The sequence below is a fragment of the Nostoc sp. UIC 10607 genome, assembly GCF_047228265.1.
Lineage (GTDB): Bacteria > Cyanobacteriota > Cyanobacteriia > Cyanobacteriales > Nostocaceae > Nostoc > Nostoc foliaceum_A.
The window spans coordinates 18,125-41,372 of record NZ_JBIQNW010000007.1; the positions used below are offsets into that span (position 1 = coordinate 18,125).

General features: G+C 39.7%; 25 protein-coding genes. 4 read left to right on the forward strand and 21 right to left on the reverse strand.

Annotation, left to right across the window (positions count from 1 at the left end):
• Positions 1 to 24: 24 nt before the first annotated feature.
• Positions 25 to 2,382 carry a hypothetical protein gene (locus ACEYW6_RS08670; RefSeq protein ID WP_412979383.1) on the reverse strand — a complete coding sequence of 786 codons (2,358 nt, stop codon included), beginning with the start codon at positions 2,380 to 2,382 and terminating at the stop codon, positions 25 to 27.
• Between the two features lie 558 nt (positions 2,383 to 2,940).
• Positions 2,941 to 4,125, reverse strand: a complete 1,185-nt coding sequence (locus tag ACEYW6_RS08675) for a hypothetical protein (RefSeq protein ID WP_412979384.1) — start codon at positions 4,123 to 4,125, stop codon at positions 2,941 to 2,943.
• Between the two features lie 520 nt (positions 4,126 to 4,645).
• On the opposite strand from ACEYW6_RS08675, the gene ACEYW6_RS08680 reads away from it, so the two are divergent.
• Complete coding sequence (locus ACEYW6_RS08680) at positions 4,646 to 5,098, forward strand: helix-turn-helix domain-containing protein (RefSeq protein WP_185568843.1); 453 nt, start codon at positions 4,646 to 4,648, stop codon at positions 5,096 to 5,098.
• A gap of 163 nt (positions 5,099 to 5,261) precedes the next feature.
• Here ACEYW6_RS08680 and ACEYW6_RS08685 read toward each other — a convergent pair whose 3' ends face one another.
• Genes ACEYW6_RS08685 through ACEYW6_RS08700 form a run of 4 tightly spaced genes read right to left on the reverse strand, consistent with a single transcriptional unit; the run spans position 5,262 to position 9,654 of the window.
• Positions 5,262 to 6,473: an RNA-guided endonuclease InsQ/TnpB family protein gene (locus ACEYW6_RS08685; protein WP_412979385.1), complete on the reverse strand. Its 1,212-nt coding sequence runs from the start codon at positions 6,471 to 6,473 to the stop codon at positions 5,262 to 5,264.
• Positions 6,474 to 6,521: 48 nt separating this feature from the next.
• Positions 6,522 to 7,001 (reverse strand): ATP-binding protein, encoded by a 480-nt coding sequence (locus ACEYW6_RS08690; protein WP_412979386.1) that lies wholly within the window; start codon positions 6,999 to 7,001, stop codon positions 6,522 to 6,524.
• A 27-nt stretch (positions 7,002 to 7,028) separates the two neighbouring features.
• Positions 7,029 to 7,487 carry a hypothetical protein gene (locus ACEYW6_RS08695; protein ID WP_412979387.1) on the reverse strand — a complete coding sequence of 153 codons (459 nt, stop codon included), beginning with the start codon at positions 7,485 to 7,487 and terminating at the stop codon, positions 7,029 to 7,031.
• On the reverse strand, positions 7,477 to 9,654 hold the full coding sequence (locus ACEYW6_RS08700; RefSeq protein WP_412979388.1) for a DNA translocase FtsK: 2,178 nt from the start codon (positions 9,652 to 9,654) through the stop codon (positions 7,477 to 7,479). Before ACEYW6_RS08700 ends, ACEYW6_RS08695 begins: the two co-directional genes overlap by 11 nt.
• A 54-nt stretch (positions 9,655 to 9,708) precedes the next feature.
• Here ACEYW6_RS08700 and ACEYW6_RS08705 point away from each other — a divergent pair, with 54 nt between their 5' ends.
• Entirely contained in the window at positions 9,709 to 10,836 is a 1,128-nt protein-coding gene (locus ACEYW6_RS08705) for a hypothetical protein (RefSeq protein WP_412979389.1), read from the forward strand.
• Here the strand turns inward: ACEYW6_RS08705 and ACEYW6_RS08710 are convergent.
• The 15 genes from ACEYW6_RS08710 to ACEYW6_RS08780 all read right to left on the reverse strand — a co-directional run bounded on the left by ACEYW6_RS08710 (position 10,827) and on the right by ACEYW6_RS08780 (position 21,120).
• Positions 10,827 to 11,651 (reverse strand): lysozyme, encoded by an 825-nt coding sequence (locus tag ACEYW6_RS08710; RefSeq protein WP_412979390.1) that lies wholly within the window; start codon positions 11,649 to 11,651, stop codon positions 10,827 to 10,829. The two genes, ACEYW6_RS08705 and ACEYW6_RS08710, sit on opposite strands and share 10 nt — an antisense overlap.
• Positions 11,652 to 11,677: 26 nt before the next feature.
• A complete protein-coding gene (locus ACEYW6_RS08715) occupies positions 11,678 to 12,328 on the reverse strand; it encodes a M23 family metallopeptidase (RefSeq protein ID WP_412979391.1) in 651 nt (216 codons plus the stop codon).
• A gap of 4 nt (positions 12,329 to 12,332) precedes the next feature.
• Positions 12,333 to 12,674, reverse strand: coding sequence for a hypothetical protein (locus ACEYW6_RS08720; RefSeq protein ID WP_412979392.1), 342 nt, complete (start codon positions 12,672 to 12,674; stop codon positions 12,333 to 12,335).
• Entirely contained in the window at positions 12,674 to 13,162 is a 489-nt protein-coding gene (locus ACEYW6_RS08725; protein ID WP_412979393.1) for a hypothetical protein, read from the reverse strand. The genes ACEYW6_RS08720 and ACEYW6_RS08725 overlap by 1 nt, the downstream gene beginning before the upstream one ends.
• Positions 13,163 to 13,184: 22 nt before the next feature.
• On the reverse strand, positions 13,185 to 13,751 hold the full coding sequence (locus ACEYW6_RS08730) for a hypothetical protein (RefSeq protein ID WP_412979394.1): 567 nt from the start codon (positions 13,749 to 13,751) through the stop codon (positions 13,185 to 13,187).
• A gap of 4 nt (positions 13,752 to 13,755) precedes the next feature.
• Positions 13,756 to 14,598 carry a phage terminase large subunit family protein gene (locus ACEYW6_RS08735; protein ID WP_086759824.1) on the reverse strand — a complete coding sequence of 281 codons (843 nt, stop codon included), beginning with the start codon at positions 14,596 to 14,598 and terminating at the stop codon, positions 13,756 to 13,758.
• Between the two features lie 10 nt (positions 14,599 to 14,608).
• On the reverse strand, positions 14,609 to 14,827 hold the full coding sequence (locus tag ACEYW6_RS08740; protein WP_011316696.1) for a hypothetical protein: 219 nt from the start codon (positions 14,825 to 14,827) through the stop codon (positions 14,609 to 14,611).
• A complete protein-coding gene (locus ACEYW6_RS08745; RefSeq protein WP_190582573.1) occupies positions 14,824 to 15,078 on the reverse strand; it encodes a hypothetical protein in 255 nt (84 codons plus the stop codon). The genes ACEYW6_RS08740 and ACEYW6_RS08745 overlap by 4 nt, the downstream gene beginning before the upstream one ends.
• 8 nt (positions 15,079 to 15,086) lie before the next feature.
• Positions 15,087 to 15,638 (reverse strand): hypothetical protein, encoded by a 552-nt coding sequence (locus ACEYW6_RS08750; protein WP_412979533.1) that lies wholly within the window; start codon positions 15,636 to 15,638, stop codon positions 15,087 to 15,089.
• A gap of 22 nt (positions 15,639 to 15,660) precedes the next feature.
• On the reverse strand, positions 15,661 to 16,059 hold the full coding sequence (locus ACEYW6_RS08755) for a hypothetical protein (RefSeq protein WP_010994008.1): 399 nt from the start codon (positions 16,057 to 16,059) through the stop codon (positions 15,661 to 15,663).
• Positions 16,060 to 16,449: 390 nt separating this feature from the next.
• Complete coding sequence (locus ACEYW6_RS08760) at positions 16,450 to 17,037, reverse strand: hypothetical protein (RefSeq protein ID WP_412979395.1); 588 nt, start codon at positions 17,035 to 17,037, stop codon at positions 16,450 to 16,452.
• A gap of 5 nt (positions 17,038 to 17,042) precedes the next feature.
• Complete coding sequence (locus tag ACEYW6_RS08765; RefSeq protein ID WP_412979396.1) at positions 17,043 to 18,287, reverse strand: AAA family ATPase; 1,245 nt, start codon at positions 18,285 to 18,287, stop codon at positions 17,043 to 17,045.
• Between the two features lie 145 nt (positions 18,288 to 18,432).
• On the reverse strand, positions 18,433 to 19,284 hold the full coding sequence (locus ACEYW6_RS08770; protein WP_412979397.1) for a hypothetical protein: 852 nt from the start codon (positions 19,282 to 19,284) through the stop codon (positions 18,433 to 18,435).
• A 13-nt stretch (positions 19,285 to 19,297) separates the two neighbouring features.
• Positions 19,298 to 20,119: a hypothetical protein gene (locus tag ACEYW6_RS08775; RefSeq protein WP_412979398.1), complete on the reverse strand. Its 822-nt coding sequence runs from the start codon at positions 20,117 to 20,119 to the stop codon at positions 19,298 to 19,300.
• 20 nt (positions 20,120 to 20,139) lie between these two features.
• Positions 20,140 to 21,120, reverse strand: a complete 981-nt coding sequence (locus tag ACEYW6_RS08780) for a hypothetical protein (RefSeq protein ID WP_412979399.1) — start codon at positions 21,118 to 21,120, stop codon at positions 20,140 to 20,142.
• Between the two features lie 233 nt (positions 21,121 to 21,353).
• Between ACEYW6_RS08780 and ACEYW6_RS08785 the strand changes: the two genes are divergently transcribed.
• Positions 21,354 to 21,941 (forward strand): hypothetical protein, encoded by a 588-nt coding sequence (locus tag ACEYW6_RS08785; protein WP_412979400.1) that lies wholly within the window; start codon positions 21,354 to 21,356, stop codon positions 21,939 to 21,941.
• 75 nt (positions 21,942 to 22,016) lie between these two features.
• Positions 22,017 to 23,246 carry a hypothetical protein gene (locus tag ACEYW6_RS08790; RefSeq protein ID WP_412979401.1) on the forward strand — a complete coding sequence of 410 codons (1,230 nt, stop codon included), beginning with the start codon at positions 22,017 to 22,019 and terminating at the stop codon, positions 23,244 to 23,246.
• The last annotated feature ends 2 nt before the right edge of the window (positions 23,247 to 23,248 follow it).

Below are 23,248 nucleotides of genomic sequence, written 5' to 3' on the forward strand. Positions count from 1 at the left end.
AAATACCTTAGCGCCTGATATCCCTCATCTTTTCCAAAATTTTTCGCTTTCCAACTCCAAGGAAAACGGTAGACACCCAGGATTGGCAGTCGCCCACTCCTTAGCTTCTGCAATTAGAGTTTCGTTACCGGAATCGAAGTAGAATTGCATTTTGGCACGTTGCTCTAAGCGATCACGTTCTTGAGTGCTGAGAATATGTCCCGTGATTACGCAGTATTGGCGCACCTTAGCCTTAGCTTGGGTTAAAGCCATTAGCCGTAATTTTGTCACTCGCTTGAGTTCCTCGATGCGGTAGGAAACATCAGCAGTCTCCTCACCAACAGATGCACCGTGCAAGCCGTTGTTGAGGTTTTGGAGTGGTTGTTCTGGTGGAATTACATCGGGGATCAAATCACCCTTGGATGCACTCTGCAAGCCGTTATTGGCACTTTGGAGTGATGATTCTGCTGTCACTCTAGCAGGTGTTGAATTACCCTCGGATGCTCTCTGCTGCCCACTGTTGGCAATTTCCTGTGGTGGTTCTGGTGCAACCGCAACAGGTATCGAAACTACACCCAGCCCGTTATTCTCCGTATTAGATAAGTTTTGATTATCTAGTTTTGATGACGTGCCGGAGCTACTGGGGTATATAAAATCCTGATGAGAACTGAGTTCATTTGGTTGTAAAATATCTATAGGAACAGAATTCTCTAATTGATTGCTAGTTATATTTAAATTAATTTCAGCAGTATTAGAAGAATTTATGAATTCAAGATTTTCCGCAGACTGGATGACAGCTGAGTGTTCCTGAAAAACATCAGGTTGTTCAACTACCTCTGCTGACGCCAGCCCTTGGGGGGCTGTAGCAGCAGGAGGTAAACACTTACAAAAAACCTTCATATAAAAAGAATGAACGTAATTACTTATTCCACAAGGACTTTGAGTATTGTGTTTTACAAATAAGCTTTGAAATTCGTAAAATTGCCCGTTCTCGCTTGATTGATAAGGGTTTAAGCTATTTTCTGCCCAAGGGTCTAAAATGTAGCGTGTGGGATGCCACAAATGTAAGTGCTTTTGTAGTGTCTCTTGAGAGACAGTTTTGTTAAAGCGGCGTTTATACTCAGCACGTATAGCTTTTGCCCGTTCAGTAGCCCCTGCTGGTAATCCATTACTCCACTCTATTGCTGTTACTACTATCTGGATGCGTCTTTGGGCTTGTTGGCTACGTTCCCAGTTCTGCTGGAGGCGACGGTCAAATGAAATTACGTTATCTTTAGGTTGATCGATCCTGCTAACGCCTGCTATTGCTTCTGCAAATGTATTGGCGAATGTACCCAACAGCCGTTCGGGATAACTAACGTAGGCACTGTACCATTTGTTACGAATTGTGCATCCTACCCAATGCCGTACTCTAGCTTCGATTTCATGTTGGTGTCGGCAATATTGCTTATAGCCAGGGGCGTTAATTGCGGTGGAAAGGCAAAATTCGACTAATTTATCGCCTCTTAAGTCTAGAAAGACGATTCCGTAGCCTGCAAAAATTTGTAGGAGGGTGTTTGTTTGTCCTTGTCCCGTCCAACCAATCGCAATTGTTTCTTCCCAGTTAGCACGCCACTGTGCAGCATCAGCAGACTCTTGCTTACGATATCTCTCCCGTGCAATTTGTTTTTTGGCTTTGTTCGCTACCCGTTTTAATTTGGTTAAATCTTGCCGACTGGCCGCGCGATCGCAATAGTCGAGGAAGATAGAAACGGAATCGCTAATTGGTTGTAAGTCATCATCAAGTAAAAATGACCCACTACCCGGTTGCATGGGACAACGGATGGCTTTGTAGTTGGTTATTTGTTTGGCACTATATGGTTTAGTGTTTGGGAAGATTTCTAGGTGTCCTTGGCGCAGGATAAAGCCTGCATTTCTCAAAGTAATTTCTAAGGCGCAGGCTAGGGCAAAGGTAGGCAGGGGAGATGCAAAGTTTAAAATCAAATGATAACCACCACTAAAGCTGGACTGGAGAATGACGATATCGACTATGCCGATTTCCTCTAGTGCCGCTTTGATGCGATTTATGGATTCAATGTTATGGTAGTCGCCAAAAAAGTCTAAATCGATTGTCGCGTAACGGGTTGTGTTGTCAAAACGCAGACCTACTAATTTTGACTTATCTTGGTGCAGCTTCCACAGTTGGGAAGGTTGCAGGTAATAATCGATGGTACGCCATGCTGGTTTTGCACCTTCTACTAAAGAAGGGGCAACTATCGCCCCAAATGGATGCCAAAAACGCTCTACGTAGCGTTTACCCAATGATTCTGAGGGCAGGTGGGGTTTGATTTTCTTTTTTACAGGCTGTGAAAGACTTAATTGGGGCCTGTTATCAACATCTGCCCCGAAATCTTCTTGGAACATGAGTGACTGTCCTGATGGTTTTAGTGCATCAGGTAGCCTCGCTGTTGGTCAAAATGTGTTAGCCTAAATTTGAAATTTTTGTTTTATTAAGAAGCGGTTGGTTATCCGCTTGTTGGAGACGACTGGTAATCGTCTCGTGGTTGAAAGCAAACAGAGGCTTATACTTGTTTAGGCTTAGACATACATAGGCTTAGGCTAAGATTTAGTCCAACACGCTTCACCAACAACAATGCGGCTACCCAACTTTTTTTTGAGAGCTATTTAAATACGTCAGTTCTAGCGAAGTGGTTACTAAATCTAGAAAATAGTTTTGGAATAAGAATGCAAAGCTAGTAACACCTAAAAGTGTCACCAAAAACTGGCAGAGGTTAGTACAATTGGTGAAGATGAAATTACACTCCACCAACGAATTTAAAAACAAAAAACAGTCAAATATATCCATACGAGTTCAGCACCCAAAATATGAACTCGTACTGCAATCAGTATTGAGATGCTAATCTATTAGGTAACGTTAAATTGTGGGATAAATTCTCTGCTAGATTAACTGCTCACAGCTACCTATGCAGCACGAACATTACCCTTTTTTCTATTTGTAGACACTTCCATTGCTTTCATTTGGTTCTTATAATCCTCCCAAGTTTTTTCAAATACGTCAGACTCATACATCCGCAATAAAACCTCCTCTTTATCAGTTAAATTTGGGAGTTTTAACAATTCAGCTAAAGATACCTGAACTGGGAAAACATCCCTAAACTTTTCCATTAAGTGAAGAATTCTTGCTCTCTGTTCAGCAGATGGTTCATCTTGCAACTCCGCATCAATCTGTCGCGGACGTAGATTCACGATTTCTAGGTTCATATTTACTAAATTCCTCAATCCAAACACAACAAATTCATTAGTTATACCTATAACACGCCCCACAATTTCCAACTCTGGCCGCAGTCTTTTCTTAAATTGATATACTTGACCAAGTTGGAAACGCCGAAACGGATTGCGTTCGCCATTCCGCATCCAAGCGATACCATCACTTATACTACCTATCTCGTCTGCTTCAATCAGGTCTATAACCTGGTCACAGATATCTTGATTGCAAACAAACTTATAAGCTGCATCGATACTCCGGTTAAATTCCGCCTCCAGTGCCACAACTGCCTTAAATTTTTGCAGTTCCCTTAATTGAGAAATATATTCAAATACTTTCTTACCCTTGTGATAACTGCCAACACTTATCCTTAGATTCTCCGACACCTCTCGAATCACAGGTTTACCTTTCTTTAATTGAGAGTTACTCTCATCTATCGAAGTGTTCAAATTTGAATACTTCGTTTCATTCAAACGACGGGCACTTTCCCGTTGTCTTTCTTTGGCTTGGGGACGAAGTACGCTCTCCCAGTACTGCCCTTCGTGAAATTTCTGGTAATGAGTCTTCCCGCCTTCCCGGTGGAGATTAAAGTCAAGCACTAGTTTCAAATCTTCTTCAGGCGAGCCAGACTCGACAAATTCCACTTTCACAGCAGAAATTCCCAACTGGCGGGCTATCTGCAAACGACACTTACCAGCTAAAACGACATTTACACCAGTGCGTGCAGTTACCTTCAAAGATTCCAGAATCCCTTTTTCCGAAATACTTTTTTCCAAAGCCGGACGATCCTCATTTTCACCGTATATTTCTATCAGCTTTGGATGAACTACCAACTCCGCAGGAGAAATATATACAATTGCCGGATTATGCACCTCAGACATATTGATACTCCGGGTTACAAATTGCCTAAAAAAGATAAGTTCAATTTTGAAAAGCTTAAGCAGAAAGCAGGAAAAATCAAGCAGCAGGACTGATGGCACTTTCTCCAGTGGATGAAAGTGCTATTATTAGAAAATAATTAATTTTTGTAAATAATGAACAATTAATTATCAAACAATCTCCCGAAGAGAATTTTCGCAGTAGAAAACTATTATTATTAACCCATTTAAAACCAATTTCATTGAAGAGATATTTTTTGGTGTTATTTTTGGGAAAAATACATCTACCGAAAGAAAGATTTGTAAAACTGGTTAAACTCATGATATGATGTCTCTAGTTAATTAAATTGACAAAACAATGTTCCGCCTTGTTTTACTAACAAGTGGGCTTGTTTTCTCCTCAAAGCCCTGTTTGCACCAGGGCTTTGGGTGGGTTTTTAGAAAAAATGAACGCTACAAAAAGAGTATATCAGGCTTCATTCCATTTGGCAAAATTGTACAGTAAAGAGGGGTAAATTTTTAGATGCCTCATCTTCAGATATTAAATTCTCTTGAAAAACAAGCACTAGAACACATAGCGGCAACTAGCAGCGATGAAGTTAGCAAAAGAGCTAAAATTCTGCTAGGGCTAAACGAAGGCAAGAAATATGTAGCTTTAGCCCAAGAGATTGGTGTAACCGAAAACTCAATAGCAAAGTGGAAAAAAAGATGGACATCAAGTACCATCTTGTCAGAAACCCAGGACTCAGCGATCGCAAAAGCTAATGAAGTATTGGGTGTCAACGTAGGCAGACCTAAGAAGTGCAAAAGTACAGAGGCAAGCAAAATTGTCGAAATCAGCGAATGGAGCAAGAACCGAAAACCTAGTCGCTCAAAGCACCACTACCATATGCAGGTAGCAGAAGAAGCTGCTAAGAGAGGTTTACCAACACTATCGCCAAGAAGTATAGGACGCATTTTAGAAGCTCAACCTTAATAGAAAGAGTCATCAAGCAAGTATTATCCTAGCCCAAGGGAGTAGTTTTGCAATCCCAGTTTTTACCGAGGCTTTTCATCACACTCTAAGCAAGCATTTCCACACACTCGATCACTTGAGCAGAAGTCACTTGTTGCGCGATCAGAAATTGACACTCTCCACCCTATAAGGGCGAAGATTCTTCATTCATAGATCCAACTTGCTCATGCAGGATTGCTCCAACATGGGTAGAGGTCAAATCTCCCGAAGCGTTTGGATCTAAGATCCAAGTTCCCGTATGCCCTACGGTACTTAAGGCTAATTTCAGGATATTAATAGCAGCGTTCCAGTCTCTATCGAGTGCAAATCCACATTCACAAACATGAGTCCTTGTAGATAGAGATTTTGTGACTACTGCTCCGCAGTTAGAGCAATTTTGTGATGTATGGGCAGGATTGACCGCAACAGTAATTCTGCCAAATTTCACCCCAAAATGTTCTAACCATTTTCTGAATTGATACCAACCAGCATCATTAATCGATTTGGCGAGACAATGATTTTTAACTAAATTCTTAATCCTCAAATCTTCATAGGCTACCAAATCGTGAGATTGGATTACGCAACGCGCCATTCTCTTGGCATGTTCTTCACGTTGCCTACTTATTTTGAGGTGTACTCGCCCTAATTTATTAATGGCTTTTTTGCGGTTGGTAGAGCCTTTCTTTTTACGAGATACACGTCTTTGTCGAAACTTAAGACGCTTTTCTCCGGTTCGATAAAATCGTGGGTTAGGTTCACTATGTCCATTGCTGTCTGTGTAGAATTCCTTAAGTCCCACATCCAATCCAATAGTTTTACCAGTTGGTTGTGTCTCTACTTTGTTGTCTACGCTAACTAGGAATTGAACATAATACCCGTCAGCACGTCGGACTAACCTAACTCGTTTTATCTGCTCTTCTTGGTAGAAGTTTAAATCCCACGTTCCTTTGAGATTGAGCTTGCCAATTCCTTTCTTGTCGGTAAAGGTTATTTGTTTCCGTAAGAGTGAAAGTGACCACCCAGATGTTTTATATTCCACTGAACGGTTGTTTTTCTTGAACTTTGGATAACCAATATTTCCTGGAATACCTTTCTTGCAGTTGTTGTAAAATCGAGCAATAGAGCTATAAGCCCGTTCCACACCTACTTGACAAGCGTGAGAGTTCAAGTCTTTGACAAAAGAGTATTCAGCCCTTAATGCAGTGTTGTAACGATATAGCTCTTTCTGCCCTACACCTCGGTTATCCATCCAAAAACGGATGCACTTATTGCGGACGAATTGAGCAGTCTTGATCGCCTCATCTATGGCTGCATATTGAGTTGTTTTCCCCTTCGCTTTAAACTCTAAAACTATCATTTGACGTGGAAAACTTCTACACACGATATCTAAAAGCCATATATCTACCTACTTTCCAAAAGTCCAAGTATTAGTTTCGTTTAATTCCAATTCTTCAAAACAGTTAGCAAAACTCGGAAAGTGAAAATATCTTAGCGGCATTCGAGATATTAATAGTAAAGAAAAATTTTCTAGTTTAGCCAACTGTTGTAATCTCAATAAATCGTCGCTAAAACTATCACTAGCAAAGTGCAATCTATCAAAATTATCAATCACAAGTAGTCTATTGAATCCTTCAGATAATTCGCTTACTATATTTTGCCAATCCTGCTGGTAGTACAAATCAAAACTCATAGGAATAACATCAAAGAGATGAGCCACACTAAAAGGATATTCAAGATTGAGATAGACAGATTCTAAAGTAATATCTTTAAGTAAATAGTTTTTAACAGTAAAAGTCTTACCAATATCCTGTTTACCCCATAAATTAACATTCTTGCCTGCATTTAGTTTACCAATCAACCAAGTATATTCTTGATAACGTAACATTACTATTATCCTTTAGATAAACTACAATTATTTTGAGATTAAATGTGTGATTCTTTGATTGTGTCTTTCTAAACTTTTTCTAGAAAATTGGTTAGATACAATAAAATTATCTAATAAAAAATCAGGTGATTGTGAAAGTCTTAACAGCACACCATCATTACCACTACTGCGATGATAGTAATGTACAACAGGTGATTGGATAACTGTCAGGTTATCGTTACGAATTGCTCGTCCTGTAACTAGCCCATCCATAATAAATTTAGCGGCAGCAGCTACATTATCACTATCTCGTGCAAAATTTTTGAGATACCAATGAAACTCAATCCACACTGTACTATCTAAACAAAATTCACAGTCTCTAACAAATTCACCAATTAAGTTTGTCCAATACTTCTTAAGTTCAGCACTAGCTCGCAAACTTGACCGTGCCTGATTAATAATTTCGTTCATACAAGGGGGTAAAGGCATGGTTAGTTCAAATATCATCTTCACCGCCACCTTTAAAGTTATTTAAAAATTCTTCGACAACGTTTCTAAATTTCTTGTATGACCTACCATCTTGACGGGATAAATTGAATACTGCTTTGACAATTTCATCAAGTTTATAGCCCTTTTGATGCAAATTCATAATTGAGTTTCTTGCTTCTTCGTCAAGCTGCACCTTAAAACTAAAACTGCCCTCAAAATCAGTCTTAGACTGCTTAGTTTTAGTAGCAGTAGTGGCTTTAAATTTACCATTATCATTACTACTACTCTCGCCATACAGACTAGCGGCAAATTCATCAAAGTCTAACCCAGATTTCCATGCTGTATAAGGATCGTTCTGGTTTTTTGCTTCCAAGAGTAATTGCTGAAAGTATTCAGGGTCTTCATCGTCAGCAACATATAAAGCTTGGAGTCGTAAAACTTCAGTCGTCTTGTACAAAAAATCACCGTATCCCAGCAAATAAACTGCACGCTTATCTTTATCGTCCCCAAGGATAATACAACTATCTTCAGGACGGGTTGTAACAAAGGCTGTCTTCGCTGGAAAGTTTGAGCGAATCAACGGGTCTATCACATTTTTGTCAGGTCGTTGAGTATATAACAATACATGAATCCCCGCACCACCCGCTTTTGCAAGCAACTTCATCAGCGCAGTCTCAATGCGATCGCAATAGTTATCATCGGAAAGTAGATCAAAACACTCGTCAATTAGACAAATTACTCGTGGCATGACAAAATCAGGTGCGAACCGTGAGTTGTACTGTGCGATCGTTTCAATACTGCTGTGGCGCTCAAATTCCTGGTAACGCAATTCCATTTCTTCGACCAAGTAATCAAGCAAGTTAGCGGTAGACTCTGCATCACGCGCAACTGGGGCAACAAGATGGGGAAGTCCATCAAATTTACCAAAGGTCACGCGCTTAACATCTGAAAGTGCCAATCGAACAACAGAAGGGGGATATCGTCGCACCAAATACAAGATTGCGGCTTTCTCAAACTGCGACTTTCCACCCCGCGTCCGCCCACCACCCAAGATATGGGTCACGTTATCGCTATAAAGGGGAATTTCGACATAAGTGCCATCAACATCAACACCACCGGGGATAGACACCGAATAAATGTCAGGTTCGCCGTCAAAAGTAAAGTAATCACGGAAATAAGCAAATTGTCTGTCTAACCTGGGTATGTCAAATACAACTCCCCCAGGCACTACACTCACCATTGGCGCAACTTTCAAGCCTAATTCTTCACCCAGTTGCTGTACTAAGTCATTACCTATGTCTTCTACTTTCTTGTAACTAACACCCCGTCCCAGTTTTACCCTAATACGGTTAAAAGTAGGGCCATTTTTGGCATCAACATACTTAGCATTAATATTAAAATCTTCTAACGTATCAACTAATAGTTTTCCTGCTTGTCCCATAGTTAAAACATTTGAGCTAACAATCCCATTATTAGCAATTTCACTATTTAAACATTTAGTTTCATTTAAAACAATTGTTCCATCTCTTACCTGCTTTAAATCTATTGCTTTACCTGTAGCACGGGCAACAAGCACTGCCGTTCGGTAGCAATAGTTTTTAATAAATCTATCTTTAGATTGGTTGGCTAAATCAGTAAAATAAGTAATTGATTTATTATTTAAAAATAAATTATAAAGATTGTGCTGCACTACTTCATAGCCAATCTGCTTGAGATAAATATTTTTTATAGACTCAATATGTTCAAATAAAGCTTCAATTTGCGAGTTACTAACTATCTCAATCATTTTTTGATATACGTTATTTTGCTCCCATTGAGATGGCATTCGATTGAGATGGATATATTCAAGTGCATAACGTACAAACTCGTACTGATTTAAAGTACAGTGTTCTGCACATATTGATAATATTTCATCATCGTTTGTACCTGCAATTACTGATTCGTATATTACCTGAAATAAAAATTCTAAATTAAATTCAACAACTGGACGTGATAATTTTGTTCTAAAGTCAATCTGCTTTAAAACAGTTTCAGCATAAGAAACCATTGCGTCCGGTAAAGCTTCCCGTACATTCTGTATAATCTCTTCATTGTCTAAACCATCTTGTTTGGCCTGTATAATTGCAGTCCAAAGCTGTTGTTTTTGAAATTCAGTATTGTTGTTATCAGTATACAGATCTAACATTGTTTTTTCAATTATTAGAATGATAAAATTAAGTTAAGGACTAAAAAATTCACTATGAAAAATTGGAATAGGTGGAATGCAGAAGAAGAAAAACTTCTTGCTAAATTAGTTACAAAATGCCCAAATATTGATGAAATACATCAGGAATATTTTCCATATAGAAGTAGACAATCAGTAAAAGGAAAACTGAGGCTACTAGGATTAATACTTGAACCACAATGGACTGTCGAGGAAGAAGAAATATTACACCAACTTTACTCTGAGCTATCACCAAAGATGATACAATCTCAGTTCATGCCTCATAGAACTCTTCCCGCAATTCACGCTAAAGCACAAAGACTTAACCTAAAACAACGCCATAGATGGACAAAAGATGAAATACGATACCTCAAAGATAACTATTTAACTGAAACTTATGAGGTCATAGGAAAAAAATTAGGTAGAGACGAAGCAGGGGTAAGAGCGAAAGCTCAAGCAATGAAATTAAAAAAACTTGAGTCGTACACAGTTAATCATAATTATTTTAGCACTCCAAATTTAGAAAATTGCTATTGGGCAGGATTTTTAGCAGCTGATGGATGCATAAATTATTCAAGTCATGGTTATATTTTAGAAGTTGGACTACAGGAACAAGATTTAGAGCATTTAAAAACATTAAAGGATTTACTTGAATGCGATCGTCAAATAGCCGAAATGCATAATTCTAATCAAAAACATCAATATCCATTTGGGAAAACCTACACTAATGGTAAAGCCTTTAGATTGAGAATAAACAGTAAACAAATATGTGATGATTTAATTGGCAGATTTAATATTACACCAAATAAATCTTTGACTCTTGAACCTCCTGTTCTAGATAATGAGCAATTGATAAAAGCATTCATTATCGGATTAATAGATGGGGATGGTGGCGTAAACTTATTCAAAGTCAAAGGAAAAGTTAATAGCATAGAAATAGACCTCACAGGAACAATAGAAGTACTCAATTGGGTAAAAAACTGGTTTGATATTTGGGTTCCTAATAATCACTACAAATGTGCTAAACCCAAACAAAGCATGAATTCAAAAGCTTATCGATATCATGTAGCAGGAAAACGAGGAATAGAATTATGGAAAATACTATCTCAAGTTAATGTACCTAAGTTAAAACGTAAATGGCACAAACCTTTACCCTATTTTTGACTTCCATAAACTACCAACATTTTTTGATAATAATTACGTAACTCTTCTAAAGATTTTGGGTTTTGATTATACGAGTTGCAAATAAGACTGGCCCATACCCTACCTACTTTGCATACAGCAGTATCAAACCTTCCTGCTTCAATGTCACTTAAAGCATTATTACGACGAATATATTCAATTGCCATCTTGTCCTGAGAAGCTGGACTAAAATCTTTTAAGTTTAACTTTGGCTGAAGGTCATACCAACTTATATCCAACATTTGATAAGCACCAGCCGCAGTCGAACAAACATTTTTACCATTAATAGGAGCGCACTGTTTCTTTAACGGGTGCGTAGAAAAATCATTAAAAGTTCCGTTAAATACTAACTTGCGATAACTTTCTGACTCACTGGTTCCTGTTTCTGCCCAACGAATTGTTGCTAAAAAAGCACTCAAACGTGGTGAATAAGGATGTGGTGAGTAATCTCTTGCACTAACTTTTCTTTTTAAACTATTTGACGACAATGAATAAACACCAGTACTTTGAGAAATTGAAAAATAAATTCCCAAAGTAATTAAGGAAGCAGTTGACAAATGAATGGGTTGAAAACGGGATATAAATTGATGACGAGGACTGAAAATCAATCCTACTAAACCACCAACGATAAACCCAAATTTCCAACTATCAACTGCCTTACTAAAACTACGCACTTGGCAAACACTATCCGCACCCTTGGATACCAATCCACATGGCAGTGAAGCTACTCCATACGAAAATGCAACAGAGCCGGCTGCACCAACTACACCTGATATAAAAATCGGTACAATTTGCATTGCTCTTGCTAATAGCTAAATAACTTTCAACGGTTTGCTAAATATTCGTGTAAATAAGGGCGGGGGTTCTGCGCTACACCATTAACGTGAACTTCAAAATGTAAATGTGGCCCCGTCGAAAACCCCGTACTACCTACTGCTGCAATCATCTGCCCACGGACAACTTGTTGCCCCTGCTGCACATACAGCTGACTGGCATGACCGTAGAGAGTAGATAAACTTCCCTGATGCTGAATAACAACTGCTTTGCCGTAACCATCCTTGTCACCCGCAAAAGCTACTCGACCAGCATCAACCGCATAAATTGGAGTACCCTTGGCTGCACCAAAATCAATTCCCCTGTGAAACTTGCGATCGCCTGTAATGGGGTGTGTCCGCCAACCAAATTCACTAGTTACAGGAGTACCAGCCGCAGTAGGAAAGGCAATTCGACCGTTATTTAAAACCTTATTACTAACAACAGTTCTAGGTAGTATTAGATTCTGGAGAGATTTAACTAACAATTGAGATTCAATCCATCCAGAAACCTGGGGAATGACCATAGCTGCAATGACAACTGAGGTGGCGATCGCATATCTCCAACTTTCACTCGAATTAGTATCGGCTGTCTCATCCGAACTAGTTACAGTCGAATTACTAACCTCCTTTTTACTGTCAGTTTCAAAGATTATTCGCATTGTCTCAACGCCTTTTTGCATTAGCAGGAGAAACCTGCCAACAACCAATCTTTGCAGTACTCAATACTTCCTCAAAATCATTCTGAGCTACACGGCAATCAGGAGAATTTAGTCCATCTCCGGATGTTGCAGATTCCTGAACTTTAGGGGAATAGCGCGTAGAGACAGGATTAGAAGATATATTCACACTAGGTGCAGCAGTAGAAACAGCAGTCGGCGATAAAAATTGAAGCTTTTGTGCCAACGCCACAGCATTACGCCAGTTATAAAACTGCAAATATCCTGGTTGCAAGATATCTGCAATCCATACCAGCAGTACTAACCAAAAAATTGCCTTTACCCACATTAATCCAACTGCTTAACCACAGGTAGGGCAAAAGAAGGAACTTCTTTGGGTACAACTTCAATCTTCTTCCCAGCTGCATATCCTGGCCCGGTGTAACTGCCATTAAGGAGAAAATTTAACAGCATTATTAACAACCACACTCCCACAGCAGCGACACCCACAGGAGATTTAATTACATCAGATAAAAAATATACTGGATACCAGCCAAATCTCCAGGGATTTTGTGGATGCAACCTATGTGCTTTCCAAGTCTCAATATAGGTAATTTCTATCTGAGGAACCCTGGGCTTATAGGCAGTAGGTGCATTAATATACCTAACTTCTACGGGTTGAGTATCATAAGTGGTCATAGGAGAAACGCTAGGTTGCTGATTTACCATTCCTCCTTGCTGTACCTGCTGCAACATATTTTGCAACCGATTGGCAGGCACAATTGCTCCACCTTCAGAATAATCAACATCAAAATTACGGCGTTGATTTCTACTCATAATATGACCTCAAATTAACTAACTAGCTGGCGGGTTTATTATTTATTTGGGAGTTAGTATCTTCCCAAAAATCTTCATCTTGAAGTTGAGCGTAAAACTCTTCTGGAGATAACATTCCAGGTTGATTTTGCACTCCATCTTCAACAAACTGACTACTATCTACTCGCCCCAATCCAGAAACAGCAGAACGAGGAGAAAATTGAACGACATTTTTAGCAGAAAACTCGTTATTAAATCTCATACCAGGAGGCGAAACTGGGGGGATTAAAGAAGGCTGAATATCAGTATTAGAAACACCAACAGGAAGTTGCTGATTGCCAGAATTTCCCAAATTCTCAGACACTGCATCTGCTTCTTCAACTGCATTGTTATAGTCAGAAATTCCCCAACTCAAGAAACAAGTAAACCCAGCCAGAAATATAACTGCACTCATCCAATGCACTCCTGAATTGGGAGATGGCATCATCTCAACCGTTGTGCGAGTTGAACCTTCCAGGGTAGTACGAATAGGGGTACGTTTGACTGCCGCTACAACATTGAGCGAACACAAAGCTATGCAAATTATCGCAGCAGCAAACTTGACATACATGACATCACTCCCCTGATTTATTAACAGGCTTTCTATTAGGAATTGGATTAGGTAATTGCTTCTTCATTTGTTGGAGATATATTCGTCTTTCCTCCTCTTTCTGGCGTATTTTCTCGCGGATATCTGCCACCTGTGCCATCTGTTCTACTGGATCTAAATACCCCCGCGCCCGTAACAGCTGCGCCTGTGCAAGCGAGTATGGTTCTTGAGCATTCCTAATCTGAATTAGCATTTGGTTCAGATCGACCGATGGTTGAGATTCCAAATTCTGGGCGTAATCAATCGCCTCTAATTTACCCAAAATCAAAACAGCAGCAGCTCCAGTTGGTATCTTCTCCTCAACTTTCGTACCATCGGTTTTGCGGTATCCCCAATAAAAACTATTATTTCCAGAAGCCGCTTCTAGTAAAACATCTAGAGAGTTGAATTTAACTATCTCTAGTGCTGGCATATAATGAAGGCGGTAAAACCCAGATTTCTCATTAGCTTGCATTCTGGATATTTCACCCCGCAGTTGCTGTCCCCACAATGCCGCCGCTAACTGCCGCCAGCCTGTAAGAGTAGGCGCACCCTCTACTGAGGAGTAACTGGACAGATGGTCTATATTGTAGTCAGTACGGGAAAGCTTTTCTAAGTACACTTCTCGAATTTGGGCAACTTGCGCCTTTACTTGCTGTACCTCCGATATCTGATTACCTGGAATTTGTTGCTTCCATCCAACCATCAATGCAACAGCCCCAATAACAGACAGCGCACTAACAGTCGAACAAACCGTCCACAGGGTGACATTTACCTTTTGTCTTCTTCGATTTGGTTGTTTATTTCGCACAGGTGTAGGAGTAAACATAATTTACCCCTCACGTATTATCAACAACCAACTGCAACTGAGGGCGCTTGTTTAACTCGCGTGCGATCGCAATTCCTGCACCACCCACAACTATCCCGGTAAGTAGCAACAGAGGATGCAGGGCAAGCGTGGCCCCCACTCCCAAAAGTTGTCCTACCATCCCGGAAACACCCAAGTTCATTAACAAACCACCCGCAGTATTAACCAAAAAGTCAAATGCTGCACTCATACCTGCTCCCTGGTAAACCAAATAACTACTAATGCCAGAATTAAACCAACTAATTCACCTATGCCTACACCCACCAAAATTGGCTGGATGCTGTAAATCTCTTGTTTATCCTGCGTTGGGGGAATCGCTACCCATGTACCAACCACAGTACCAGCTACTACCGAAAGTAAATTTATACCAACTGCTTGGGTAGATGTTTTTCTCAAATTAAGTAAACTTTCATCCCGTATTCGATAACAGATGGGTAGCATCTGGCTAACTATTTCTTCGGAGATTGCCCGGTTTTCGGCTGCGAGGACTTCAACTGTCTCGGCTGCGGTGTCGATGTACCGATCAACAGTGGATGAGTCTCTTCCCCCCAGTTCACCTTGCCGAAAAAATCGTTATTGATGCGCGAATTGATTCGCTCTTGCGCCTGGTCGTAACCAGGCGAAACGGAAGTATTACCTTCAGCCAGCGAACTACTGCCATGAAAAACAAATTCTTCGAGAGCAAGTGTGGAAGATTCAAGCACCACTTTATGGCGTAATTCTCCTAACTGAATTCCCCTGTCTGCATCCCGGTACAGTATTCCTACAAAACTATCGGGGGAAGCTTGTTCTGGGTCTACGCCAAATCGCTGTTTAATATACTCGCGCTTGTCGAACTTATGTTCACCTACTTCTGATTTGCGATCGCGCATTGCAATCAAGTGCTGGGCAGCTTCTTCCAAGGACATACCTTCACGAGAAGCTATCTCTTTAAGTTGAACTAATTGCTGTTCGATTGTTTCGTCAAGCGTATCATTTGGCTGCAAAGCTAAATCTAACAACCGACAGCAGGTACGTACTACATCAGGCGACACCTGCAAAGTCTCTGCCACTTTGTTGATATGCTTCATTGCGCTCAATTCTCCTAATTACTGATTGCACAATTGGGTTGTTTTTTTCTTCATCAGATATATGCTTGGTCAAAAAGTTATAAAGGGTTAAGCCATTAACTTTTTGTAAATAAGCATCTAAGCCACCAGCAGGAATTACTTGCTGTAAATATTCCTTATACGTCAACCGCCGAATTTTGGTAGCAACGTAAAAAACATCAGCAATCTCGACTGTTGCTGCATCAAAATATCCTCCCCGCTTTCGCGGTTTTACTATACCGGCATAGGGATACCACTTTTGTAAAGCAGAGATTGAAATCCCGTATCTTTCGGCAAGTGTTTTTTGGGTGTATATAACGTTTTCACATATCATCAAACTCAATTCCAAGTGAAAGACAACATCAATGAGAAGCGAATTAAACTAGTAAATTACTAAACTGTTTATAAATTAAAAAATAATTTACCAAATATGCCAGTTTAGTACAGGTATAGCTCAACTCAAATACATCTATAGTTCTACCTATCTCCAAATAAACTGCACACTAGCCAAGTTACATACTGCCTGTTGATAATGCAAGCACGTTTGTATATATGAATAAAAACAATAAAAAAATACTCTTTTAATAAAAAATTACTCTAACAGAAATATATAACGAAATATGGGACTTAATAGCCTGTGAGAAGTTCATCGAACTTTTACCCATTTATCTTGCAGTCTCATGTTATGAGAACACTTGCCTTCACAATCTAATAACTGTAAAGCTTACCCTTGTTGAGAAATAGCCTGCTGCTGTTTCTTTACCGCGCGAGCTATCAGAGGGGCTTTTTTCTCTAATCCTTGTAGAGTCAAATCACCATCCAAATAAAGTTGATACCATTGTTGACGCTGGCGCAAGACTCTTTCGTCATCCCGTAACCGCAACCGTTCCAAAGTAAATTCTGCCCTTTGAAGTTGTTGCGGAGGAACTTTATCTGTTAATACTAATTGTAGGGAAGGAAGTAAAATTTCAAACCAATCTTCTCCCAAATCAAAAGGATCAAGCACTTGGTCGTCAAGTGTACCTTTACTACTATTAATCCAAGCAGAAGCAAAGCGTAAATTAGTCCATTCGTAAGCTAAATAGCGGTAATTTTCACGGCTGCGATAATGATCTACTGTACCAACTGGTTCATACATAACGCTATAGCCACAAAGATTATTAAATCCATCGGCTAAATAACTTTTGAAAGGCGACCAATAATCTCTAGTTCCTTTTTTGATATTAGGATTTTTTTCCAACCAAGCATTTCCCGGTTGTCGCACTTTTTCATCAAAATCAGGCGGTTCTGGAGGAGGATTAAATGGCATCATCTGTGTTATACCTCTGATAACCCAAAATTTCTTTTCTCCGTTGTAACTATCCAACGGGGCCAAAATGGGTCATGTCCTGGTAAAACTCTTTGAAGTTCCTGATGGATTTGTATTGGTCTTCTCAAGTGTTCTGGAAACGCATTCATATCATCATTACGCATCCAAGCCTCTGCTGCTTCAATTGCAATTTCTGCTTCTTTGGAACGGGCTTGTTTGAGACCAAAAATTTCTGAGGTTAACCATCCAACTGTATCCCCTTGTTTTGACCAAGGTACTTCATCAAGGCTAACTTCTCTATCTTGTAATTTAAATAAAAATAGTTGATCTTCTTGCTCATTAAAATTTGGCTCTAAGGAAGCAAGAACAAGTGGAGAATGAGTAGTTACTAAAGCCTGTATCTTCATCCTGGGTTGTAATTCTTTCACTACAGCTAAAATAGCTGGTAGAATCACTCTCTGCCAACGAGGATGTAAATGAGATTCAATTTCATCAATTAGTAAAACTATCTGATTTACTGGCTTTTGTTGCCGTAATTCAGCAGCTTTTTTATGTTCGTACCAAGTCCACACTAGTAAATAAGCTAGTCCCAGAATACGCTTCATTCCGGCTGATGTTTGAGTGACAGGAACATTCCCGTAAGGTAGGTTAACTGTAGGAATATCGCGCACATCTTCAATGGAAACTCGCGTTGGCTCTCCCACTTCTATCCATTCTGAAGGGTGAGGTGCAAGTTTTTTAATAACATTAGAAAATAGTTGAAATGGATATTTATTTGGTTGATTTTGCCATGTTACCCAATCTTGAATTAAACCATTACAAAGAACTTTATTTTTTGATTTTAATCCATTCCAGAGTGTATTTGGGTTAAAATTATAAGCAATATCGCGTTGGCGAGCTGGGTCAAAAACAGAAAAACTACCATCAACCCGTACATAAATAACGACCTCTTTTAATAAAGGAGGCATTTGTAAACTACGCCATTTTTGTTCAGAAAAATCAAAGTAACTCTGATATTCTCTTATATCTTTTTTATTGCTAATTATTCCTGTAATTTGCGGATTTTCACCTCTAACTTGCTGTGGGTATGCTGGTTGTTCTACCCAATTTGTAGTCATCACCCACCAAGCGATATCTAGTAAAAAACTTTTACCTAAACCATTATCACCTGTAAATATATTGAGCCTATCGGCAAATGCGACATCAAAGTGGACAGCAGGTCCAACTTGCTGGAGGTGAAGTTCTTTTAACATTTTGCTCTCCCAAACAATTTTATACTTATCAAATAACCTCTTATAAATTAGATAACCTTACTTTAAGTATTAACATTATTTCTTTAACTGCGCTTTTAGATGAATTTAGTTAATTACGCCTATAAATTTTACGGAGCTAGCTATTTTATCGTTTGAAAAATAACAATATTCCGTGCGGATAATTCGTACATTTGTCTTCATTAAGATTAGAATGTTGTGATTCATATCCTTGTAAATCTTGACTAGTAAGTGAGTACACATCGCTTGTTATAAGTTGATATCCTTGAGTTTTAAGATATCCAACTAACTTATCAGGGATTACATGGGATGCACCATATGTTGGTAATAAATTATGTGCAATTTTATCTTCATCTGAAATATCTAATCTAAAAATACCTGTACGACAAAATAGATTAAAATCAATTGGTTCAACCAAACTACTTGTAATAATTTCAATTGATTTTACTTCCTCAGCTAACTGATTTGTACTTGCAAAATTACGCGACCACGGGTTTCCAATTAAAAATAGCCGCACTGATATCGCTTCCGGTTGCACCTTCACTATATCGAGTAACAACCGCATAACAGCATCTGGTTGTAAATAATCCAACACTCCATGTACTGAAACTAACCGTAATGTTTTAGGAGCGTAAAGTTTTGTCAGTTCTAGTTCTGCTAGATTGCGATCGCAAAAATAATTTAACTGTAGATTTGGGTATTGGCTGCGTAAAGCCAAAAACTTTTCTGGTGGATAAGTAGCAATGTCGTAACAGTCAATAGTCGGAAGTTGGTAGCGCGTTAGGTCAACTCCTTCAAAACCAAAAAAAACTTCACGTTCGGCAAAACCTGCACCTAAAATAGCTACACTATCACCTTTACCTGAAAGAATCGCTTCCCAGGTGAGGGGATAAACATTAGGAGTAAGTTCTAAAAGCCTAGCTTTAGTAATCTCTAGGATATTGCCACTGCCCTTGTTTTCTAGGAATCTTACTGCCATAAAACCTCGCTAATTATGAAACAATCTTGGGACGGTTGATTGGTGTAATGTCTTTACCTTCGCCCAAACGGTAAACTTCCCTGCGCCCGCCTATATCAATCTCAAAAAACCTATAACTTGTAGTAAACTGTGCCCACGCTGCTAAAGGATTAGTCTTAGGCAGATTTGTCGTTGCCTGGTAAGTGATTTCAAAACCTGTGCTACCATCTTGCTTAAACTTCTGTATAAAAATTTGGTAGTCTCTAGCGTGCCAAAAATCTGTGGTTCGACGACGCACCACATCTTGTGAGTCAGAACTCATTGCCCGTGCTGCTGATGCGGACACGATCAATTGAAAATTGTCGGACATTCGTGTTAAAGCAAGTTTCTTGTCTGGGTTTGAAAATACTTCATCAACAATTGGTCTGAGTTCAGGGTACAAAAAAGTTTCGGCAATGTAAAAGCCTGAAGATTCACAGATATTATCCTCAAAGTTGCGATGCCTGCGGCGGGCGTAGCCATCGCTTTCGGCCAGTCCATTAGATTCAAAACGAACCGACCTTTGTAAGCTTGCAAAAATTAAGTCTTCGTATAACTTCTGCTGCGATGCTGGCGTTGCTGCAAGAATTTTGAATGCAGCCCCACGCATCCCCTGAATTCCAATCAAAGCACAGGTACAGTTGAGAGACGCTGCCCACGTCGCTAGAAATTTTCGGTAGTTAGTATAAAGTATTAATGCTTCCTGGTAGTCAGGAGCTTTAATTTTGAGTAAATGCTTTACTGGGTTCGGCTTAATCTCCCATCCAGGTCTAGATAATAAAGTCCACAATGTTGAGGAATCTTCAATGGCATCCATGCATTTATCCTCGAAGCTTATTAATGACAATTATTTGTCTGTCCGTTCCTGTCAAATCTCATGCGGGATATGAGTTCCTTCAGATGCGCTGGGTCTACACCAAACCTATGAGCAATGTCATACTCCTCATCTTCTGTTGGCGGTGCATTTAGTGTCAGTAAATGCTCCAAAAACGGTTGCGACCCCCCTAAAGGCAAACCATCATCTGTAAAAGGTAACCTATATTGGTGCATTGGCTGCTCAAATACCGCAGGGCGGGTATTTTGTAGCCACGCTCCAACCTCACCAGGTTTTGGCGGATCTATCCCCAATCGCTCGCATTCTTCTAATAACTCGTTTGATAATTGCGATTCTACTGTAGACAGGCTGCGCGATCGCTCCACCAAATCTTGTAACCATTCCTGTAGTTTTCCTGTCTCTGGTAACTGCAAACCCAGCGTCTGACAAGCAGCTACAAACTCTTGCCCAATAACAGCATTAGTATATAGCTGCCCCAACCAAGTAGCAAATTCCCCATTTTCAGGTAATTTTATGCCTTGTTCAAGGCTAAATGTTTGTAATTTCTTTCCTAAACGAATTCTTTCTAAAAGCTTTGTACCAGTATCTTCTTCATTAATGATTTGAGGGTCATTTGACCCAAAAGCCATTTTGTCTAAAAGCCAAATAGCTATTTGTCCTGATTTTGGAGCTGATAAATTTAAAGTTTCACAGGCTATAAGCAGCTCAGTTCCCAAAGACGTATAACTCGCAAGCCACTCCTCCAAATTACCTGACCGAGGAGCAGTAAGTCCCTTTTGAGATAAACCAACAAGCTCTAAACCCAAATTTACTAAGTTCCTAACTACCATTGACAAGCTTTTACCCATGTCAGGTATTAACTTCTCAATTTGACTCCGCATATCAACATTAATATGGACTGTCACGCGGTCTTTCTCTGCGTCTACAGGACGACCGCGCTTCGGAGGTAGCTTTGGGTTTTGTTCGGGCTGTTGTTTACTCATGTTACTTCAGTTTATCGGAACCACAAAGCATATTTGAAGCCTTTATATGCAAAAATGTTAACAAACGTAACTATTTAGCAGTGTAAAAATATTTTTACACAGCTAAATAGTTACAAAATGTAAATAAAACACATACATAATTAGTTAATTTGGTATTCTTCAACCAAAAGCACAAAAAAGTTGAGATGGCAGAAAAACATCTATTTCAATCAAAATTTCTGCACGAATTAAATATGAAATACTGCGAAAACTTCAAAAATCTTCCCAAAGAAGCCTTAGAACCCAGGCAGTTCCTACGCCACAGTTTTGGTATCGCCGAACTCAATGCAGGAGAACTGCTGGAAGAAGAAACCGACTCACAATACCGCAAAAAATGTATCACTGTACTATGTGCAGTCTTAGGGGTACAAAGACCAACAGTTCGCAAGTGGGGAAGCGATCTCAATTTTGACGGAACACCCAACTACTGCAAAATTTCACTTGCTTACATTCACGCAGCCGAAATCATACCAAACCAGCTAAAAAGCATCTTGAGAGGAGAATACAACGCACCGGAAGTAGATGCTCAAACCTTTCTAGAAAGAATATTCCTTGAAGGGTTAACTGAACAGCAAATACTGCAAACTGTTTCCCACGCCAATTTTCGCGCAACTTGTGTCAAAACTCTCACGCAAGTATTACATATTGGCACCAAATCAGTCCAAGATTGGGGTCAAGATATGTCATTTCACAAAATGCCCAAAATTCACAAGCACACCTTGGGCTATGCTTTGGCTGCTATCTCCAAATCGTCATCAAAAAATTGGGAAAAAGCGGCCTGACTTATTTAACTAGTCGAATTAGGAAACTTGGTCTTAAAGATAAAACCGCGCATTATGTTAGCGCAGAAAAATGTCATGACTACAACAACTTTTGCAAATAAATTATACGTCGAGAAGCATCAGATAGACTCCAATCCTACCACCCACATAGAGCAAAGTAACCTAGAGTACCTCCACACGGCTTTCCTACTCTATGAGTACAAGCAGACTTACACTAAAAAAGAGTATCGCGCACTGTTAGAAGAGTACGGCTGGGACAAGGGCAGTGCTGAGGAAAGGCGATCGCTCCGAATTGCCGAGAATTTTCAAGCATTTATCAGTTGTCCAGAACATTTAGCGGTTTTACCAATATCGGTACTACTTCGGTTATGTTCCAATAACTACAAAATCCTAATTGATGAATTGAAAGATATTCCTATTGGTGGATTGACTTGCGGATCAGTGTTAAAACTAATTGAGAAAAGAAGATTGTTTCTCAAAGCCATGAATCAAGAAAAAAAAGATGGCAACTGGCGAGCAACACCAGATGGAAATAGATATTACACCTTCGGCAAAATTATGGAGGATGACCACCAAACAGGAGTGTTTACCGAGAAGTTAATAGAGGAATTGGGATTGTCACCGCAGCGAATTGTCAGAATGGCGATCACTGACCTATATGAAAAGCATCAAGCTGAGATAGCCAAGAATGAAATCGGCTCTTTTGAAGAACTAATCCCTTGTGAACAACTCACTGACACCATAGAAGAATTGATTCCTGCCAACGATGAAAATATCGTCAACCCAACAAACCTTCAAGTAATGCAGCGAGAACTTGAAACCTTGTGGCAAAGGGATACAGAAGAATATGACTGCGAAGAATACCTGGAAGAACCTGAAGAGTCAAACATTGACTTTGAAGAAGATGAGATTCAGGCAGTAGAAAGTACATTGGCTGGGATGTTCGGTACAAATGAAGTCCCAGCAACTGATGCAGAAGTCCTCGCAGACATATTGCGGAAAGCTTCAGATTATTCCTCAGTGCGCCGAGGACTATGGCAATATCAACAAGCTAAAGAAGAAGCTTGGAACCTCCTCTCGGATGCAGAAAGGAAATCTGTATGGCAGATGCTTCCAGAGGCAATCAAAAAGCTTACCAATGCCAAGCGTGAAGGGTTGATTGTCAACTTTTATGAGATGGAGTCAGGAGGGGTATATAAAGTTTTTACCACCGATTACCCATTAATAGAAGAAACAGTTAGTAATAGTCGGTTAGACAGATGGTTGGCAGACTTGAGAGTCAGGCATAACTCCGATTGTAATTGATA

Excerpts from the sequence above, each read along its gene's own strand:
- ACEYW6_RS08670 (WP_412979383.1), bottom strand. The coding sequence starts at position 2,382 with ATGTTCCAAGAAGATTTCGGGGCAGATGTTGATAACAGGCCCCAATTA.
- ACEYW6_RS08675 (WP_412979384.1), bottom strand. The coding sequence starts at position 4,125 with ATGTCTGAGGTGCATAATCCGGCAATTGTATATATTTCTCCTGCGGAG.
- ACEYW6_RS08680 (WP_185568843.1), top strand. The coding sequence starts at position 4,646 with ATGCCTCATCTTCAGATATTAAATTCTCTTGAAAAACAAGCACTAGAA.
- ACEYW6_RS08685 (WP_412979385.1), bottom strand. The coding sequence starts at position 6,473 with ATGATAGTTTTAGAGTTTAAAGCGAAGGGGAAAACAACTCAATATGCA.
- ACEYW6_RS08690 (WP_412979386.1), bottom strand. The coding sequence starts at position 7,001 with ATGTTACGTTATCAAGAATATACTTGGTTGATTGGTAAACTAAATGCA.
- ACEYW6_RS08695 (WP_412979387.1), bottom strand. The coding sequence starts at position 7,487 with ATGATATTTGAACTAACCATGCCTTTACCCCCTTGTATGAACGAAATT.
- ACEYW6_RS08700 (WP_412979388.1), bottom strand. The coding sequence starts at position 9,654 with ATGTTAGATCTGTATACTGATAACAACAATACTGAATTTCAAAAACAA.
- ACEYW6_RS08705 (WP_412979389.1), top strand. The coding sequence starts at position 9,709 with ATGAAAAATTGGAATAGGTGGAATGCAGAAGAAGAAAAACTTCTTGCT.
- ACEYW6_RS08710 (WP_412979390.1), bottom strand. The coding sequence starts at position 11,651 with ATGCAAATTGTACCGATTTTTATATCAGGTGTAGTTGGTGCAGCCGGC.
- ACEYW6_RS08715 (WP_412979391.1), bottom strand. The coding sequence starts at position 12,328 with ATGCGAATAATCTTTGAAACTGACAGTAAAAAGGAGGTTAGTAATTCG.
- ACEYW6_RS08720 (WP_412979392.1), bottom strand. The coding sequence starts at position 12,674 with ATGTGGGTAAAGGCAATTTTTTGGTTAGTACTGCTGGTATGGATTGCA.
- ACEYW6_RS08725 (WP_412979393.1), bottom strand. The coding sequence starts at position 13,162 with ATGAGTAGAAATCAACGCCGTAATTTTGATGTTGATTATTCTGAAGGT.
- ACEYW6_RS08730 (WP_412979394.1), bottom strand. The coding sequence starts at position 13,751 with ATGTATGTCAAGTTTGCTGCTGCGATAATTTGCATAGCTTTGTGTTCG.
- ACEYW6_RS08735 (WP_086759824.1), bottom strand. The coding sequence starts at position 14,598 with ATGTTTACTCCTACACCTGTGCGAAATAAACAACCAAATCGAAGAAGA.
- ACEYW6_RS08740 (WP_011316696.1), bottom strand. The coding sequence starts at position 14,827 with ATGAGTGCAGCATTTGACTTTTTGGTTAATACTGCGGGTGGTTTGTTA.
- ACEYW6_RS08745 (WP_190582573.1), bottom strand. The coding sequence starts at position 15,078 with ATGCTACCCATCTGTTATCGAATACGGGATGAAAGTTTACTTAATTTG.
- ACEYW6_RS08755 (WP_010994008.1), bottom strand. The coding sequence starts at position 16,059 with ATGATATGTGAAAACGTTATATACACCCAAAAAACACTTGCCGAAAGA.
- ACEYW6_RS08760 (WP_412979395.1), bottom strand. The coding sequence starts at position 17,037 with ATGATGCCATTTAATCCTCCTCCAGAACCGCCTGATTTTGATGAAAAA.
- ACEYW6_RS08765 (WP_412979396.1), bottom strand. The coding sequence starts at position 18,287 with ATGTTAAAAGAACTTCACCTCCAGCAAGTTGGACCTGCTGTCCACTTT.
- ACEYW6_RS08770 (WP_412979397.1), bottom strand. The coding sequence starts at position 19,284 with ATGGCAGTAAGATTCCTAGAAAACAAGGGCAGTGGCAATATCCTAGAG.
- ACEYW6_RS08775 (WP_412979398.1), bottom strand. The coding sequence starts at position 20,119 with ATGGATGCCATTGAAGATTCCTCAACATTGTGGACTTTATTATCTAGA.
- ACEYW6_RS08780 (WP_412979399.1), bottom strand. The coding sequence starts at position 21,120 with ATGAGTAAACAACAGCCCGAACAAAACCCAAAGCTACCTCCGAAGCGC.
- ACEYW6_RS08785 (WP_412979400.1), top strand. The coding sequence starts at position 21,354 with ATGAAATACTGCGAAAACTTCAAAAATCTTCCCAAAGAAGCCTTAGAA.
- ACEYW6_RS08790 (WP_412979401.1), top strand. The coding sequence starts at position 22,017 with ATGACTACAACAACTTTTGCAAATAAATTATACGTCGAGAAGCATCAG.